Raw genomic sequence first — 16,644 nt, forward strand, 5'->3', positions numbered from 1 at the left:
CTCCTTTACCATTATGTAAACCCTTTTCAGCATCTATTTATCACATAAGATGACAATTGTCAATTAGATTGATAGATGCATATATATGTAAATTTAACATTAGTTGGATTTGTTTTCACTCTTTTTCTCACTCATTCTCATAAAAAAGAGAGGCTTCATCATCCTCTCTTTTTTTCTGTGTCATTCCAGCGGCCAAACTCCCGCTTCATCCATATATGCACCGGGTAGAAAAACAAACCGAACGGTATCAAAAACAATAGATTATGCCATGAAGCACTCAGAAATGCGCTTGCAGTCACCGGAAACGTAATCTCTTGCAATAAAAAAGAGATGACAGTCAGCACAACAAATGCAGATGGAATGGTCACGATGCAATAAAACTTGAGCTCCTTCTTATGCTGTACCTTCAAACATACAAACCTCCCAACAATTTCTAATTCATCTTAACATATGCTGGCCTTTCTTTTCTCGCATGTTTATCACTGCACATAGCGGGAAGACAAATAGAAAAAGGAGGTCTCGTATCATGGGAAGACTTGAAAACAAAACAGCAGTGATCACAGGCGCCGCGACAGGCATTGGGCAAGCGACGGCAGAGGTTTTTGCCAATGAAGGCGCGCGTGTGATCATCGGAGATATCAATAAAGATCAAATGGAAGAAACAGTTGACGCAATCAGAAAAAACGGAGGACAGGCCGAATCCTTTCACCTCGATGTGTCAGATGAAAACAGTGTGAAAGCATTTGCTGATCAAATCAAGGATGCATGCGGAACGATTGATATTCTGTTTAATAATGCCGGCGTTGATCAGGAAGGCGGAAAGGTGCACGAATATCCGGTTGACCTGTTTGACCGCATTATCGCTGTCGACCTGCGCGGCACATTCCTTTGCAGCAAATATTTGATTCCGCTCATGCTCGAAAATGGAGGCTCCATCATCAACACCTCCTCCATGTCAGGCCGTGCCGCGGATCTTGACCGCTCCGGCTACAACGCAGCAAAAGGCGGCATCACCAACCTGACAAAAGCGATGGCAATCGACTACGCACGGAACGGCATCCGCGTCAATTCCATTTCACCGGGTACGATCGAAACCCCGCTGATTGACAAATTAGCAGGCACCAAAGAACAGGAAATGGGCGAGAAATTCCGCGAAGCCAACAAATGGGTCACGCCGCTCGGCCGCCTCGGCCAGCCGAAGGAAATGGCGACAGTGGCCCTGTTCCTCGCGTCAGACGACAGCTCATACGTCACAGGAGAGGACATCACCGCAGACGGCGGCATCATGGCATACACATGGCCAGGGAAAATGCTGATTGATGAGAAATGGAAGAAAGAAACGAAATAAGAGAGGGGATGTCCCTCTCTTTTTGTCTTTCAAAGCAATACAACCTTATACTTTTTCACATCCAAAAACTGCAAAAATTCCCTCGCCAGCACTTCAGGCGGATGCGCCTTTCCTTCATCCAGCCGATACAAAAGCAACCCAATAATCATTGCGGATACATAATGGGCATAAAGCTTTTTCTCTGCGTGAATATCAGTTTGCTGATGCAGATAAAACGATTCCAGCGCTTTGAACATATCAGGTATCACATGAGGAACACCCCATTCCCGATTGAGAAAATGGACAATGGGCATGTTTGACAAAGCAGAAAGCAGACTGGCGAGCGCCTCCTCCGCTTCCTTTAAGGAAAATTCATTCGGGTTGGAGGCAATCGTCAGGTGATCAATGATCTCCGCACATGATCGCTGTATCAGGGTTTGGAGCAATTCCTCCTTATTGGCATAGTGATCATAAAAGGTTGCACGGCGGATATTGCTTTTCCGGGTAATATCCGAAATCGTGATGGCTGCGTAGTCTTTTTTCTCCGCCAGCACGTCCAGAAATGCCTTCTGGAGCGCCTCTCTCGTTCGAACCACACGCCTGTCGATTTGCTTGTTCTTCTCTCGCTCTCCTGGCACAGCTTGTCCAAACAGCCAATAAAATCTCTTTTGAGAAACAAGCTCCCATACCTTTTGGCTGATAGCTTCCGGAGTCGCGGCCGCATCCTCATTCAGCCAATACAGGATAATCGCGTACGTGTACAAGGCCCGGTAATGTCCGTAAATTTCCCGTTCGATCGGCGTCAAATTCACATGGACCGGAGTCAGCAGAACATCCTGCTGAAACACATCCCTAAAAAAACGATGGAAATGCCCTCTGTTCATCATCACAGAAAAAAAGGATCGATGCTCATGAACAAAGGACAGCGTCGGATGCACCGTTTGCCGTTTTTTGTTCAAATGAAGGGTATCCATATGACTGAAGGCGTCAAAAAGCGCTTTGCCCAGTCCTTCCTTCATGTCTTCGATCACATCCTCAATGATTGAAAACTTATCCTCATAATAAAGGTAGAGCGATCCGCGGCTCACTTTGGCCTTCTCAGCGATTTCTTTCATTGTGATGTGTTGAATATCTCTATCTTTCAATAAGGCCAGCAACGCCTCTTTCACTTGAGCTTCGGCAGATTCCGGCACAAAAGACACCCCCAATCATTAGACAGATCTTAGATATATGTACGGTAACGTATAGATGGTTCACCGTTGTCTTTCTTACAGAAAAGGTACCACCTTATAATAGGTCCGAGAAAAGAAGAAAGCAAATGAGGGGGATTTTACAATGGAACAGCAAGTAAAGGACGACATCCAGCGTGTCTTTCAGCTTCAGAAAAAACAGCAAAAAGCCTTGCGTGCTTCAACAGCGGAACAGCGCAGAGAAAAGCTTCAGCGCTTTTTAGATTCCGTCATCGCCCATGAAGAAGAAATCATCGAAGCGATCCGTAAAGACGTCCGCAAACCATATCATGAAGTCAAAAAAGCGGAAATTGAAGGAACAAAAAAAGCGATTAGAGATAATATGAATAACCTGGAACAATGGATGGCGCCTAAAGAAGTCGGTTCATCGTTAAGCCCTGACGCAAACGGAATTCTTATGTACGAGCCTAAAGGCGTCACACTCATCCTCGGCCCGTGGAACTATCCGTTTATGCTGACGATGGCGCCGCTTGCCGCTTCTCTCGCAGCCGGAAACAGCGCGATTGTGAAGCTGTCCGATTTCACGATGAACACGAGCAACATTGCCGCTAAAGTGATAAGAGACGCTTTTGATGAAAAAGAAGTCGCGATTTTTGAAGGAGAGGTTGAGGTGGCAACCGAACTACTTGATCAGCCGTTCGACCATATTTTCTTCACTGGAAGCACAAATGTCGGGAAAATCGTCATGACAGCGGCTGCCAAACACTTGGCATCTGTCACACTTGAGCTTGGCGGCAAGAGCCCGACGATTATCGACAGTGAATACGATCTGATGGACGCAGCGAAAAAGATCGCCGTCGGGAAATTCGTAAACGCCGGCCAAACCTGCATCGCACCTGATTACCTGTTCATTAAAAAAGACGTTCAGGACAGGTTCGCGGGGATTTTACAAACAGTCGTCAACGCTGGATTTATGGAGGATGATCACAACCCAGACCGCAGCAAATTTACGCAGATCGTCAATGACCGCAACTTCAACCGCGTCAAAGATCTGTTCGACGATGCCATCAAAAAAGGGGCGGAAGTGGTGTTCGGCGGCGTATTTGATGCCAGCGACCGCACGATCTCGCCAACCGTTTTGAAAAACGTCACGCCTGACATGAAAATCATGCAGGAGGAAATCTTCGCACCGATCCTGCCAATGATGAACTATGAAGACATCGACGAGGTCATCGATTACGTAAATGACCGCGATAAACCGCTTGCACTTTATGTGTTCAGCAAAAACCAAGACCTGATTGACAACGTCCTTCAGCACACGACATCAGGAAATGCCGCCATCAATGATGTCGTCGTCCATTTTAGTGACGTCAACCTGCCATTCGGCGGCGTCAACACAAGCGGAATCGGCTCCTATCATGGGGTATACGGATTCAAAGAGTTTTCTCATGAGAAGGGTGTATTTATTCAGGCCTCTAAATAGGAATGAGCAAAAGGCGCTCCTTTAAGGAAGCGCCTTATCTTATTGTGTTTATATAAAATCAGCTTTTTAAGGAACGTTATTAAATTAACACCCATATTTTTTTATTTGATTTGTAAAAAGCAAAATGAAGTAAACTTGAAAGTAGAAGATAGGGGATAATAAGACTTTTTATAATTTTACAGTATATAAAAGGCACTTACTGTTTGATTATTTGCAAGCTCGAAAATAAAAAATTGTTATCATTGAATTCGCAATTTTAATTATGTATATTTTATGATAATTGAATATTTCAGGAAAAATCCAGTAGTCAAAAATCTATAAGGGTTAGTTATATTATCTAGTAATTAAAAGCATCGTGGGAGGAACTTATCTTAAAAATGGAAAAAGCATTGTACTTGAAAGACAATTTTTCAGTTAAGTTTATTTATGATTTTATTAAGGAATTTTTCTTTTTTATTGAATCTCAAACAGATTCCTTTATATTTTCGTTACTCTTAGAGTATATTTTTTTAATGATAGGATTTACTTGTATTCTTGCAATCATTCAACAAATTTTTATAGAACTGAGAATTAATTTTCTTAATAGAATTTATAAAAGAATGATTAAGAATAAGAAAATTAAAATAATAAGAGTTGTTTCTGAGTTCTATTATTTAATAGATAGATTTTTATTCCTTATATCTCCAAATGTATTGACATATGGTGATTCTGGGTATAATAACTCTTTAAAAAGATCTGAAGCCCTCAGTCCCATTCGATTTTTTAATAAAACAATATCTTTCTTTAAAACACTATTTGGACTTTCACTTGTTAATATACTTATTTGGATTATTATAATATCAATTCATAACCCTAATATACTTGACCAAATTTCGGACTTTTTATCCTGGCAAAAATTTTGGGCATTCATAAAAAAAATAGACTACAAAACAATTAATGCAGTTACTGGTTTTTTAGCACTTTTAATTTCAATTTTTACTCTAATTATGTTTCGGACAAATCTATTAAGATCAAAAGCAAAGAGAAAAATACAAGATGAAAAATATGAACAGGTTATAAAGTATCAAATTATTATATCTACTGCTTTAAGCAATTGTTTACACTTAGCTGAAAGAAATATTAATTATTTAGAATCAAGAATAGATTTTTTAACAAGTTGTTTCTGCGAAAAATTATCATCTTCAAATTATTATTTTAAAAATGATGAAATAAAAGCAAGTGAAAACTCTCGTTGGGCCCTTCAACCTGTCAGTGATATCGAACAATTCACAGATTTTGAATCATTTAATGAGGAACTTGAAAAAATTGAAAATTGTTTAGAAACAATTAATAATAACGTTCTTACTCAAATATACTTTAAAGTTAATAAATCCTCATTTTATGAAATGTCGAATTTACATCTTACTCCCTTTGGGAAGCTAATGTTAGATCAATTCCTTATTGACCGTAATTTCATATTAACAGTCGCTGAAAATACTATAGATCATTATAGTCACTTGTTAGACTTTTTTGATAAAGTAAATATGCTAAAGACTGGAGATTTATCTGATGAACAATTTATTGAGGAGTATAATTATTATGCCAGCAACTCCATACAAGATATTATTTCAATTAAAGAAAAAAATTTAGAAAAAGCGGTAATTGAATTTAAAAATAGGCTAACTACAATCTTTGAGGAATCCATTTATTACTATATTTTAAGCCAGCAATATATTCGTATATTAGATAAAAATTCAAAACTAAATATAACCGATTGGTTTTTGGGAAAATAATATAACTTCTCGAAAATTAAAAGACATTTCACTTCAAGAGAGAAATGTCTTTTTTGAACTTAATGCATGTATTTCCCAAAAGCCATTAGCTTCGTATAACTTCCAATATAAAGCGTTCCGTCCTCAGCGAGCTGAGGAGAAGACACGACGTTGCTGTCGGTTTGATAGCTCCATAATTCATTGCCGTTTGCGTCTGCCGCATAAACCTTCATATCATCTGACCCGAAATACACCGTTCCCTTCGCGTCAATCAGCGGCGCCGTTCTGACAGGACCGTCTGTATAGAATGACCAGTTCATATCCCCGTTTTTGCTGATGGAAAACAGCTCGCCGCTTCCTGAGCCGATGTAGATATTGCCATTATGATCAATCGCAGGAGATGAGCTGGAGAACCCGTTTAACGGGAATGTCCATTTCAAACTGCCTGTTGATGTATAGGCATACAACTGTCCATCTTGGTTGCCGGCATAAATGTTTCCGTCCTTATCAATCACCGGATATCCTTTAAACGCATTTGACGTCGTTCTGGACCATTTCACCTGTCCGGTTCCGGAGTTGATCGCATAAAACACGTAATTATATGTGCCGACATACACGGTGCCGTTTTTGGCAAGCACCGGCACAGAGCTGACGACACCATTTGTTTTCAACTTCCAGCGCTCTGTCCAGGTTGATTTTGACGTCGGTTTGATCGCGTGAACATAATTATCAAGTGTTGAGAAATACAACGTCCCGTCTGAACCGATCACCGTTTCAGAGCTTGGCCCGCCGCTTAACGGAACCGTTGTTAAAATTTCTCCCGTTTCTTTGTCAATAAAATAAATCTTTTTGTCATAGGATGCCAAATAGATAACGCCGTTGGTCCCAAGTACAGGAGATTGCGTATATGTTTTTCCAAGATTGCCAGTCACCCATTTGACTGAGCCGTCTGGATTAAAGGCTTTCATTTCCCCGTCTCTGGAATGAAGATATACTGTGCCGTCTCCGTCAATCACAGCCCCCGCTCCATTTTGCGGAGTCGTTCTGATGTCGTTTTGCCATTTCAGCGTCCCGTCTGTATTTCCGGCGAACCGGCTTTCGCGTGACCAGTTAAACATGGCAGGCGCCATCGCTTGTACATCATATCTTCCTGGCAAAAAGCCAGATGCTCCATTATTTTGAGAAAACACCGTTTCCGCCGCATAAGCAGCTGTCGGCTGAAGCACTTTGGCAGTGGGCACATCAGAAACAGCGCCGGCCGAAACAGCCGCCGCCACCGCAGCTCCCGCAATCAAAGCTTTCATACGAAATGACTTGACCATCATTGAGACCCCCATTATATGTAACTTCTAATTTGTGACCATCATAACATATTCATCCATTTTATAAATCTATTTCACAAAACCATCACAAACTAGAAAACTATGTAAGTGTATGCGCAGACGTTTTTTCAGCACCCGGCCGAAATGCAGACACAAACCAAATGACGTTGACAGCAGCCGCAGCGAGACTAATTCCGAAAACAAAGATCACCTCAGAAAGCAGATGGTCACTAAAGAAACTAAACATCAAGATAAAACCGGCCGAAGACAAATGAATCAAAAGCCCGAAGCCGCAAAGCACCGCCATGACATACCTCATTGCATCGACTCCGAGCATATAAACGAGAAATGGAATGAAATACAATACAAGGATCATACCGACAGCTGACCACATGCCAACTGAATTAAACTGATTGGCCGCCGCTCCCGTTCCGGCCAGCGGCGAAAGTGAAGCCGCCACGATCACAGCGCAAAAAAGAAACGCAGAAATGGCTGTCATGATCGCCACGCTGTTTTTTCTAGACATCAAACTCCTCCTTAGATAGAAATATTAACCTTTTCATTATAAGAGAGCTGTGTAGAAAATTCATTATTTATTAAAAAATTCCAGAATGCATACACAAATGCTATGCTTCTTTCTAGTATATTTATATAGTAAAAAACAAAGGATAAAAGACTCATTTTTCTGTAATATCAGGATTTTATCACCATATCATATTGCATGTACTTGTTTTTCAAAGTATACTATTCCAGATTAATTCAGAGGAGAGAGAAAAATACATGGAAAAACCAGCAGGATTTTGGATTCGTTTTTTAGCTTATTTTATTGATGGCATTATTGTATCTGTTCCTAGTTATATTATTCTATTTGTGATCAATTCTGTTTTTGTAGCTGGGGCTGTGGCAACAAACCCTTACATGACGGAAGAAGAGTATTTAGTGAAATACATGACGCTTGCATTTTTGCCTACTATGCTGATCATGATCGTCATCAGCGTATTATATTACGGGCTGCTCACAGCTTCTAAAATGCAAGGCACACTGGGCAAAAAAATTCTTGGCTTGAAAGTGGTCAATGAACAAGGCGAACGGGTTTCTGTCGGACAGGGAATTGGCCGTTACTTTGCCTATATCTTATCTGGAATCATCTTTTATATCGGGTTTATCATGATCGCCTTTGGAGAGAAAAAAGGCCTGCATGACATCATTTGCAAAACACGTGTCGTGTATAAATAATAGAAAAAAGTCTAGACGCCAATAGGCATCTAGACTTTTGTTTTCTTTACAATAGGCTGCCACGACAGATACGTAGCGCTTCTCCACAGCCACTCAAACGGCCCCATCCGAAAGACACGAAGCCAAAGGTGGCTGAAGACCATTTGAACGGCACAAACAGCAATTGTAATGAGCACGCCCGCAGCAGGGTACACTTTTCCATACAGGCCCAAGCCGTAATGATAAAAAATCCAAGTACACACAATAGACTGCATCAAATAATTGGTAAATGCCATCCTTCCAAAAGCGGAGAATGATTGCAACACTGTTCTCACTTTTGTTTTATGATAAAGATAGACAACCGTTGTAACATAGAAAAACATGAGGAAAGGCGCGCCAATCAGCAAACATATTTCTTTATCCGTTACACTGTACAGCACCTGGGCGCCGATGCCGATGACAAGCCCAGCCATCCATAATCGTTTTAATCCTTTGCGATGCTTTTCCGGTTCATGCAAATACCGTGATTTTGCTGCCGCAGCTCCCAGCAAAAACATGCTGAAATATGGAATGGATGCAAAGAAAAAGTTGAGCGGATTATACGTAAGCATGCCATTCGAAGACATGTAAACAAGACGATCATGGATCCGTTGTTCTGCAATGTCCCTCAGGCTGCCGCTTCCATAAACATGAATCGCTTGTTTTGCCTGCTGTGTTACCGCTTGTACCCATTCCTGTCCGTTTGATTGATCAAAACTTGTCAACATGAACGGAATGGAAAACAGAAGATACAAAGAGACCGCCCATATCAGCAGTGTTTTCGGCTTTGCTTTTCGAAACAAGAGCAGGACAAAACCGAGCAGGGCATATTCTGTTAAAATATCCCCGTCCCATATCAAAAAGGCATGAATCGTTCCAAACAAGAGAAGCGCCATTAACCTTCTCACATATAACGGAACAAACCGTTTCCCTTTGTTTTCTGCTCTCTCCATCATGACAACCATGCCAAATCCAAATAAAAAGGAAAACAATAAAATACATTTTGTTTGAATGAAGAATTTCAGTATGTCTGCGGCGGCAAAATCAGCTTCAGACCACTTATCCATGAAAAAATTCTCTTTTCCAAGCATAGACAAATACATATCCGGATAACCAAAATGTGCCAGATTGACAAATAAGATGCCGAAAATCGCCATTCCTCTCAGCACATCAAGCACACCGATCCGCTCATTTGTTAAAGTCGGCTGTAATGAAGACATAGCCATCACGCTCCTTTTTTCTGTACCTTAAGGGTATGAAAAAATGAAGCGCGGAAACATCGATTTAGGTGTCAGGCCGGCATGAAAACCTTACAATCTTGTCATCTTTATGGTTTCATCACCTTTAAATCTAATGCTTCGATATTCTGCAAAACGCGATCAAAGCGCAAAGCCTGAGGCTCACATGGGAAGATGTGGCCTTCATACGGGTCGCCTAACGTCCGGAAAAACGGTTCAAATAAACCAGGAACCAATACGCCCACCATCTTTGTATAGTAAGAATCAAGGCGATAGGAGTGAACGGTATTTGCAGGGACATGCAGGAAATCTCCCGGATTCAGCTGAATTTCCTGGCCATCTGCCCACATCGTCATCTGACCTTCAAGGCAATAAAATGTTTCTGTATGATGTTCATGGTAGTGATCAACGATTCGGTCACCTTTAGGGCCTTCAGAGGATACGACGATAAACTGGCCATCTGTATTTTTTTGTGCAGCCACAATGCGGTGAAGCTGATCTCCAGTCAACAGGCGATCTCCTTCTCCAGATTCAAGAACGTATGGAACCGCTCCATCTGGCAGCTCTGTAAGTTCCGCTAATTTGGCCGAACATGCAGGCTTTCCTTCATCTAGAAATACAATGTCCGCTACAGCGGCTGCTTCTGCAAATCGCTCGTTTGAGACTTCTTCGCTTGCGTACGGCGGATGTTCAGCGTGATCATACGGATTCCCAATAACGGAATACAAGTGCGCTACGTTTCCTTTCATCGTGTAAGATACCAGTCTTGTTCTGTGGCTCTGCATCCGGTAGCTGTGCGGTGTTCCCGCCGGAATGTTCGCATAATCACCTGATATTAATAAATAGCGTTCACCATCAAGTGTCAGTTCCAGTTTCCCGTCCAAAACGAGAATTCCTTCATGTGTGTCCTTGTGGATGTGAAGCGGAAAGGCATCTCCTTTTCCCCCGGAAAGAAGCACGATCTCAAACAGATCACCTGTGCTCTTCCCATTCGCCATTACCGTGGCAACCTGTCTGCCGAACAGATAGCGCTCGCCTTCTCCGCTCCGGAGCAAATAAGGCATTTTTTCTTTAGGCAATGAATGTGTACATAATGTTTTCATATTATCGTTTCCTCCAATTTAGACCAGTCTATATATTATCATTTATTTGTCTAGACCGTTCTATATAATTGTAGGAGAAAGGATAACAAAATGCTACCCTTTTTTTCTCACCAGCACTGGTATTTGTTCGGCAATGAGAAGAAGAGGCGTTTTGTCTTTATTCGTTAACGAAAGCATGATGCCGCCCTCAATCATCGAATTAATCAGCGTTCCAAGCTGATTTGCTTCTTCTTCTGCAAATCCGTTCTCCATTAATTTTCTGGCAAAAACCGCTTCCCAGCTTTTAAACACCTTCATGCAAACCGTCCGCAGCGGTTCACTGATTAACGCTGTCTCACTCGCCAGCAAACCGACTGGAATACCTTTAATGCTTTCTGTGTTATCAAATTGGCTGGCTGTTTTTTTGATAAAAAGCTGAATCGCTTCAACAGGATCAGAGGATTCATCCATGCTTTTCTGTATCAGATGTTCAACGATCTTACCCGTATATGTAACCGCTTCAATTGCTAGTTCTTCTTTGCCCTTCGGAAAAAAGTGATAAAGCGATCCCTTAGGAGCACCGCTTTCTTTTACAATCTGGTTCAAACCTGTCGCGTGATATCCTTGCAGCTGGAACAGACGTGACGCCGTGTGAAGGATTTTTTCACGTGAATCTCCTCTGCTAGTCATTAAAACATTCCCTCCTAGGTATGGTAGAGCGACTTATATAATATAAAAAAGAACCCTGTGATTGTCAAAAGGGGTAAGACCCTTCCGGATGGGGTAATGTACAAAAACAGCGTCTAGGAGGGATCTCTCAATGACAATCGATCATTCAGTCACGAATACAGAGCAGCTTGAACAACAGAACCCCGGCATGAAAACGAAGATCAAACTGAAAAAACTCAAGGATCAGGTAATCGTCATTACCGGCGCTTCAAGCGGTATCGGACTTGTCACGGCACGAATGGCAGCAGAAAAAGGCGCAAAGGTCGTGGCAGCAGCGCGAAATGAAGACGCGCTGAAGGAGCTCACTGATGAACTTAAGGAAAAAGGGCACGACGCCATATGGGTAAAGGCGGATGTCGGAAAAGAAGAGGACGTCAACCGCATCGCAGAAACCGCGATCAGCACATTCGGCCGCTTTGACACATGGGTCAACAATGCGGCCGTCTCGACTTTCGGACATGCCATGGACGTCACCGTCGAAGACATGAAGCGCATGTTCGACACAAATTTCTGGGGACCTGTTTACGGAACAAGAGCGGCTGTCAAACACTACACCGGCAGAGGTGTGCCGGGCGCACTCATTAATGTAGGAAGCCTGTTCGGAGACAGGGGAACAGTCATTCAATCCACATATGCGTCTGCCAAATTTGCGCTTCACGGCTGGACGGAAAGCATCCGAATGGAGCTTAAAAAGGAACAGGCGCCCGTCTCGGTAACGCTCATCCACCCGGGCAGAATTGACACACCATATAACGAGCATGCGCACAGCTACCTCGACAAACAGCCGGCTCATTACCGCTCCATAATCTATCCGCCGGAAGCGGTCGCCGAAGCGATCCTGTTTGCCGCCGAACACCCTAAGCGCGACATGTACATCGGCTCACAGGCCAAAGCCATCGCCATGCTGGGCGCGCTTTTTCCTCGTCTGACCGACAGACTGATGGAAAAAATCATGTATCACAGCCAGCATGCCGAAAGACCGTCCAGTCCGAGAGAAGAAAGCGCTCTTTATGATGCGGGCTGCGGTATGCATGACAGAGGCACAAATAAAGGATGGATGAGGTCAAGAAGCTACTACACAAAAGCGACGAAGCGCCCAATTGTATCGGCGGCTGTTGTTGCCGGACTAGTGGCTTGGGCTGCCGCCAAAAGATGCAGATAATCTCTGACCATAAGAAAAACCCATGCTGTTCCAGCGAACCATGGGTTTTTCAGCTGTTAATCGATAAAAGCCTTGTTCATACGCTGCAGCAGCTCGCCAAACATCTCTTTTTCCTGTGTTGACCATTCTTTCAGCATCTGTTCATAACGTTCAAGGCGCTTTTGCTGATCGGCTTTTAATAGTTGTTTGCCGAGTTTTGTAATAGTAAACAGGCTGACTCTCCCATCAGATGGGTCTGAGAAACGATAGATGAGCTCCTTTGCCTCTAATGCAGCTGCTTGTCTTGAAAGAGTAGAAATATCAAGCTTAAACGATTCTGCCAATTCCTTAACACGAGCAGGCCCAAACTCATCCAATTGTCTCAGTAATAAGTACGAAGATCTCTCCAAATTCCCTGTTCTTTTCTCTGATTGATCCAGATAAACAGCTCTCCTGATAAAAGTCGTCAGCTCATATTCAATTAATTCAACTGGATTTTGATTTTGCAATCGCTCTCGCTCCCTATTCCAATCTCCGGCATTGACAACATCATATATACTTGTATAATACAAATGTACATTAACTGAATAAATACAAGTCGTTATATGACTAAATCAATTATTATACTTGTATAGTACAATCATATAAAAAGAAAGTAAAGCGATTCCTCAGAACCATCCTAGAAGCAAGCACCAGAAAGGAGGAAGCTGTTCTGATTGGAGAGCAGCACTTGATGTGAAAGTCATACGAATTATTTTGCAAGTGTTGATATTATATGTATTTTTTATGATCGGGGAAGCCATTCAGCATCTGTTTCATTTACCCGTGTCAGGAAGCATCGTTGGATTGGTATTGCTTCTGATCTGCTTGGGCCTCCGTATTGTTCCCGTCTCCATCATTGAAGACGGAGCAGGGTTTTTATTATCCTTCCTTCCATTGTTGTTCATCCCGGCAATGACAGGAGTGATAAACTATCCGTCTCTCATTTCATTCAATGGTCTGATGCTGCTGATTACAGTCGTTCTGAGCACCATCGTCACGATCATTGCGGCTGGATTCGCCAGCCAGCTATTAGAGAAAAAAGCTAAAAAACGGGAGGAGAAAGAGAAATGCAGCAAGCATGTATCGCGATCATTATAATTCTTTTAACAGTTGCCGCTTATTTAGCGATGGTCAAACTCTATAAGCGATTCCCGCTTCCATTTCTGATCCCCGTTCTGACAACGACCATTTTGATTGTAGCGGTTTTGATGATCTTCCATGTTTCCTATGAAGGCTATATGATCGGGGGGAAATGGATCAATTCTTTGCTTGGGCCGGCTGTTGTGGCACTGGCCTATCCGCTTTATAAACAATGGCATATCATTGTCAAACATTGTGTTCCCATTTTAGGCGGCGTCCTGGTCGGATTATGCATGGGAATGATCAGCGGGCTGATCTTCGCAGAAGCATTCGGGATTGATCATGATCTCTTATTATCCATTCTGCCAAAGTCGATCACAACCCCTGTCGCTATTCAGATCGCCGCCGGTCTTGGCGGCGTCCCTTCCATGACAGTCGTATTTGTCATGATTGCGGGCTTTTCAGGCGTCATCCTCGGGCCGCTTTTCCTAAAATGGCTTCGCATACGCAGTTCCCTTGGACAAGGCATTGCATTAGGCAGCGCCTCCCATGCACTGGGTACCTCCAAAGCATTGGAATATGGGGAACTGGCCGTCTCCATGAGTTCCGTCTCCATGACGCTTTGTGCGGTGCTCGGCTCATTCTTCGGTCCGCTCGTCGTCTGGCTGTTTCATATTTAACAAAGAAAGACTGCCCCGGAGGAGGGCAGTCTTTTTCGTTTAAGAAGCAAAAAAATCAATCAGCGGCTGAAAGTCCTTAGATAAATCAACGTCATTCGGTTCTGCTTGAAGCAGGCGGTCAATCATGTGCTCCAGTTCCTCAATATGATGTTGATCTGTATATTCAATGAAGTTTAAGCTTTCAAGCCAATCCCGATATGAATGTTTGGCTTTGCCATAGCTGTTCCCAAAGACAAGGCAAGGTGTTTTGGTGATAATCGAGAAAATCATCGCGTGAAGGCGGTCGGTAATCACCAATTTACTGGAGCCGATGCGGTCCAGCATCTCCATAAAATGCTTTTCACGATCAGCGTAATCGATGGTGTCTACCGTATCCAGCACCGTATCGGTACGCTCTGTGTAAGTTGTTTTTTCTGCCCATTTCTTCATCTGTGAAATAAAATCTTCGTCAGTCACTTTCTCCTTATCCGCTCTTAAAATAAAGAGAACGCCGTCCCGCTCGAGCTCTCGCGGCACAATATCCAAGGAAAGCACCATGTCCGGTGTAAAGATCACATTGGAGTTGAAGGTCTCCTTCACAACATCCAGTGTTTGCGTCTCACGCGCAGCAATCGTTAAGTTTGTATTTTGATGGTACGCATCCTGTGTTTTTTTCTTTTCCTTCTGTCCTTCCTCAGTATCCTCAAAATAAACGGATTGTGGCAGAGAAATTGATTTGTAGTCTTTAAACGCCGAAAAGACCTTTCTTCTGTCTTCCTCAATATCAAGATAAAGGTTTCCTAAATTCCCTCCGCCTGTAAAGCAGACAATATCGTCTTCACGAATGATCTCCTTCACCAGTTCAATGCCCTCATCCGTCGAATAATCCATAATCTCAATGTATTCATAATACGGAAAATGATTTTTGATAAATTTCTCTTCCGCATACGCAATCGCTTGGTCTCCAATGTTTGTGTAACTAGGGGAACCAAACAAAAATACTTTTCGTTTATCATTTAACAGAGCTTCAGGCTCCACATTTGGCGCAATGCCTTTTACTAGTTTTTTGCCTTTGATTTCTTGTACAGTCATATCTGCGTCCTCCTTCTGGGATGAATTCCTCATTGTGTGTTAACTGTCTCTACCCAAAAAGAAGGATGGCTATGCATTGGCATGTGCATCGGCTATATCAGAAACATCGTTTTCGCCAATTTGATAGACGCTGCAATGTCCCGCGCCGTTCTTTCCATATATTCCGCGGCATGTTCAAACGCGTCTTCTAGCGGCACGGCTCCGGGGACGATGCTGAAAAGCGCATCGATTCCGTGCTGGTAGACGGCATCACTGTCTCGTGATATTGATCCCGCAATGCCGATGACAGGCACATCGTATGATTTAGCCGCCTTGGCTACGCCGATCGGCGTTTTTCCATGAACCGTTTGGCTGTCGATCCGTCCCTCGCCGGTAATCACAAGATCTGCATCCTGAACGATACTTTCAAAATCAACCGCATTAAGGACAATATCAATGCCTCTTTTCAGGTCAGCCTGAAGATAAGTCAGCAGGCTCCATCCAAGACCGCCCGCTGCACCGGCGCCCTCTGTATCTCGGAAGGTTGATCCGAGCGCTTTTTCTGCCATATCAGCGAAATGGCTTACGTTCTGTTCTAGTACATCCAGCATGTCGGCCGTCGCGCCTTTTTGCGGCCCGAAAACAGCCGTAGCACCCTTTGGTCCTGTTAACGGATTGTCCACGTCACAGGCAACTTCCAGTTTGACATTCCGCAATCTGGAATCAAGCCCGCTCACATCTATTGATGCAAGCTGAGATAACGCGCCGCCCCCTGGACCAATCTCGCTGCCTGAGTTATCAAGAAGCCTTCCGCCCAATGCCTGAATCATCCCGGCTCCCCCGTCGTTCGTGGCGCTTCCGCCGATTCCGATGATCAATCGCTCCGCTCCCGCATCAAGAGCTGCTCCGATTAATTCTCCCGTTCCCCTTGTTGTAGTGATGAGCGGATTTCGCTTATCTACAGGCACCAGATGCAGCCCTGAAGCAGCAGCCATTTCAATCACAGCTGTTCTCCCATCTCCCATCATGCCAAAGAAAGCTCTCACCGGTTCCCCCAGCGGCCCTGTGACAACTTGCTCTATGATCCTTCCGTTGGTCGCATCGACCAGAGATTGAACAGTTCCCTCGCCGCCATCCGCCATCGGCAATTTTCTGTAATCAGCACCCGGAAAGACCGACTTGAAACCTCTTTCTATCGCGTCTGCGGCCTCCAGAGCTGATAAGCTTTCCTTAAAAGAATCAGGTGCAATGATGATTTTCATCCAAATCGCCTCT

At 43.4% G+C, this 16,644-nt stretch carries 17 protein-coding genes; 7 read left to right on the forward strand and 10 right to left on the reverse strand.

The genetic code is table 11. The features are described from left to right. Nucleotides 1–158 precede the first annotated feature (158 nt). Nucleotides 159–410, reverse strand: a complete 252-nt coding sequence (locus ACFVP7_RS21855) for a hypothetical protein (protein ID WP_212082609.1) — start codon at nucleotides 408–410, stop codon at nucleotides 159–161. A gap of 116 nt (nucleotides 411–526) precedes the next feature. Between ACFVP7_RS21855 and ACFVP7_RS21860 the strand changes: the two genes are divergently transcribed. Further along, on the forward strand, nucleotides 527–1,348 hold the full coding sequence (locus ACFVP7_RS21860) for an SDR family oxidoreductase (protein ID WP_015385126.1): 822 nt from the start codon (nucleotides 527–529) through the stop codon (nucleotides 1,346–1,348). A gap of 29 nt (nucleotides 1,349–1,377) precedes the next feature. Here the strand turns inward: ACFVP7_RS21860 and ACFVP7_RS21865 are convergent, their stop codons facing one another. Beyond that, nucleotides 1,378–2,520, reverse strand: a complete 1,143-nt coding sequence (locus ACFVP7_RS21865) for a TetR/AcrR family transcriptional regulator (protein ID WP_076457364.1) — start codon at nucleotides 2,518–2,520, stop codon at nucleotides 1,378–1,380. 142 nt (nucleotides 2,521–2,662) lie between these two features. Between ACFVP7_RS21865 and ACFVP7_RS21870 the strand changes: the two genes are divergently transcribed. Continuing rightward, complete coding sequence (locus ACFVP7_RS21870) at nucleotides 2,663–4,000, forward strand: aldehyde dehydrogenase family protein (protein WP_338731736.1); 1,338 nt, start codon at nucleotides 2,663–2,665, stop codon at nucleotides 3,998–4,000. Between the two features lie 377 nt (nucleotides 4,001–4,377). Then, entirely contained in the window at nucleotides 4,378–5,772 is a 1,395-nt protein-coding gene (locus ACFVP7_RS21875) for a hypothetical protein (protein WP_338731738.1), read from the forward strand. A gap of 59 nt (nucleotides 5,773–5,831) precedes the next feature. Here ACFVP7_RS21875 and ACFVP7_RS21880 read toward each other — a convergent pair whose 3' ends face one another. Next, a complete protein-coding gene (locus ACFVP7_RS21880; protein WP_338731740.1) occupies nucleotides 5,832–7,073 on the reverse strand; it encodes a PQQ-binding-like beta-propeller repeat protein in 1,242 nt (413 codons plus the stop codon). Between the two features lie 100 nt (nucleotides 7,074–7,173). Next, nucleotides 7,174–7,599, reverse strand: coding sequence for a DUF5391 family protein (locus tag ACFVP7_RS21885; RefSeq protein WP_021481044.1), 426 nt, complete (start codon nucleotides 7,597–7,599; stop codon nucleotides 7,174–7,176). Between the two features lie 254 nt (nucleotides 7,600–7,853). Between ACFVP7_RS21885 and ACFVP7_RS21890 the strand changes: the two genes are divergently transcribed. Next, on the forward strand, nucleotides 7,854–8,309 hold the full coding sequence (locus ACFVP7_RS21890; protein ID WP_015250840.1) for an RDD family protein: 456 nt from the start codon (nucleotides 7,854–7,856) through the stop codon (nucleotides 8,307–8,309). Between the two features lie 29 nt (nucleotides 8,310–8,338). Here ACFVP7_RS21890 and ACFVP7_RS21895 read toward each other — a convergent pair whose 3' ends face one another. From ACFVP7_RS21895 to yxaF, 3 genes are all read right to left on the reverse strand, one after another. Continuing rightward, nucleotides 8,339–9,547: a DUF418 domain-containing protein gene (locus ACFVP7_RS21895; RefSeq protein ID WP_338731743.1), complete on the reverse strand. Its 1,209-nt coding sequence runs from the start codon at nucleotides 9,545–9,547 to the stop codon at nucleotides 8,339–8,341. Between the two features lie 107 nt (nucleotides 9,548–9,654). Then, nucleotides 9,655–10,668 carry a quercetin 2,3-dioxygenase gene (gene qdoI, locus ACFVP7_RS21900; RefSeq protein ID WP_120027660.1) on the reverse strand — a complete coding sequence of 338 codons (1,014 nt, stop codon included), beginning with the start codon at nucleotides 10,666–10,668 and terminating at the stop codon, nucleotides 9,655–9,657. 93 nt (nucleotides 10,669–10,761) lie between these two features. After that, on the reverse strand, nucleotides 10,762–11,337 hold the full coding sequence (yxaF, locus tag ACFVP7_RS21905; RefSeq protein WP_032725021.1) for a transcriptional regulator YxaF: 576 nt from the start codon (nucleotides 11,335–11,337) through the stop codon (nucleotides 10,762–10,764). 130 nt (nucleotides 11,338–11,467) lie between these two features. On the opposite strand from yxaF, the gene ACFVP7_RS21910 reads away from it, so the two are divergent. Beyond that, nucleotides 11,468–12,538 (forward strand): SDR family oxidoreductase, encoded by a 1,071-nt coding sequence (locus ACFVP7_RS21910; RefSeq protein WP_338731748.1) that lies wholly within the window; start codon nucleotides 11,468–11,470, stop codon nucleotides 12,536–12,538. A gap of 56 nt (nucleotides 12,539–12,594) precedes the next feature. On the opposite strand, the gene ACFVP7_RS21915 is transcribed toward ACFVP7_RS21910, so the two are convergent. Continuing rightward, nucleotides 12,595–13,026, reverse strand: a complete 432-nt coding sequence (locus ACFVP7_RS21915; protein ID WP_003243994.1) for a MarR family winged helix-turn-helix transcriptional regulator — start codon at nucleotides 13,024–13,026, stop codon at nucleotides 12,595–12,597. Between the two features lie 226 nt (nucleotides 13,027–13,252). On the opposite strand from ACFVP7_RS21915, the gene ACFVP7_RS21920 reads away from it, so the two are divergent. Together ACFVP7_RS21920 and ACFVP7_RS21925 are read left to right on the forward strand one after the other, a co-directional pair. After that, complete coding sequence (locus ACFVP7_RS21920; RefSeq protein WP_009968420.1) at nucleotides 13,253–13,657, forward strand: CidA/LrgA family holin-like protein; 405 nt, start codon at nucleotides 13,253–13,255, stop codon at nucleotides 13,655–13,657. Then, nucleotides 13,627–14,319 (forward strand): LrgB family protein, encoded by a 693-nt coding sequence (locus tag ACFVP7_RS21925; protein ID WP_338731752.1) that lies wholly within the window; start codon nucleotides 13,627–13,629, stop codon nucleotides 14,317–14,319. The genes ACFVP7_RS21920 and ACFVP7_RS21925 overlap by 31 nt, the downstream gene beginning before the upstream one ends. Nucleotides 14,320–14,358: 39 nt before the next feature. Here ACFVP7_RS21925 and ACFVP7_RS21930 read toward each other — a convergent pair whose 3' ends face one another. Continuing rightward, nucleotides 14,359–15,390 (reverse strand): polysaccharide pyruvyl transferase family protein, encoded by a 1,032-nt coding sequence (locus ACFVP7_RS21930; RefSeq protein WP_396582881.1) that lies wholly within the window; start codon nucleotides 15,388–15,390, stop codon nucleotides 14,359–14,361. A 92-nt stretch (nucleotides 15,391–15,482) separates the two neighbouring features. Next, complete coding sequence (locus ACFVP7_RS21935) at nucleotides 15,483–16,631, reverse strand: glycerate kinase (RefSeq protein ID WP_396582882.1); 1,149 nt, start codon at nucleotides 16,629–16,631, stop codon at nucleotides 15,483–15,485. Nucleotides 16,632–16,644 lie beyond the last annotated feature (13 nt).

The sequence above is a fragment of the Bacillus sp. SG20033 genome (genome assembly GCF_044570195.1).
GTDB lineage: Bacteria > Bacillota > Bacilli > Bacillales > Bacillaceae > Bacillus > Bacillus subtilis.

Coding starts and splice junctions, on each gene's coding strand:
- ACFVP7_RS21860 (WP_015385126.1), top strand. CDS start 527: ATGGGAAGACTTGAAAACAAAACAGCAGTGATCACAGGCGCCGCGACA.
- ACFVP7_RS21870 (WP_338731736.1), top strand. CDS start 2,663: ATGGAACAGCAAGTAAAGGACGACATCCAGCGTGTCTTTCAGCTTCAG.
- ACFVP7_RS21875 (WP_338731738.1), top strand. CDS start 4,378: ATGGAAAAAGCATTGTACTTGAAAGACAATTTTTCAGTTAAGTTTATT.
- ACFVP7_RS21880 (WP_338731740.1), bottom strand. CDS start 7,073: ATGGTCAAGTCATTTCGTATGAAAGCTTTGATTGCGGGAGCTGCGGTG.
- ACFVP7_RS21885 (WP_021481044.1), bottom strand. CDS start 7,599: ATGTCTAGAAAAAACAGCGTGGCGATCATGACAGCCATTTCTGCGTTT.
- ACFVP7_RS21890 (WP_015250840.1), top strand. CDS start 7,854: ATGGAAAAACCAGCAGGATTTTGGATTCGTTTTTTAGCTTATTTTATT.
- ACFVP7_RS21895 (WP_338731743.1), bottom strand. CDS start 9,547: ATGTCTTCATTACAGCCGACTTTAACAAATGAGCGGATCGGTGTGCTT.
- qdoI (WP_120027660.1), bottom strand. CDS start 10,668: ATGAAAACATTATGTACACATTCATTGCCTAAAGAAAAAATGCCTTAT.
- yxaF (WP_032725021.1), bottom strand. CDS start 11,337: ATGACTAGCAGAGGAGATTCACGTGAAAAAATCCTTCACACGGCGTCA.
- ACFVP7_RS21910 (WP_338731748.1), top strand. CDS start 11,468: ATGACAATCGATCATTCAGTCACGAATACAGAGCAGCTTGAACAACAG.
- ACFVP7_RS21925 (WP_338731752.1), top strand. CDS start 13,627: ATGCAGCAAGCATGTATCGCGATCATTATAATTCTTTTAACAGTTGCC.
- ACFVP7_RS21930 (WP_396582881.1), bottom strand. CDS start 15,390: ATGACTGTACAAGAAATCAAAGGCAAAAAACTAGTAAAAGGCATTGCG.
- ACFVP7_RS21935 (WP_396582882.1), bottom strand. CDS start 16,631: ATGAAAATCATCATTGCACCTGATTCTTTTAAGGAAAGCTTATCAGCT.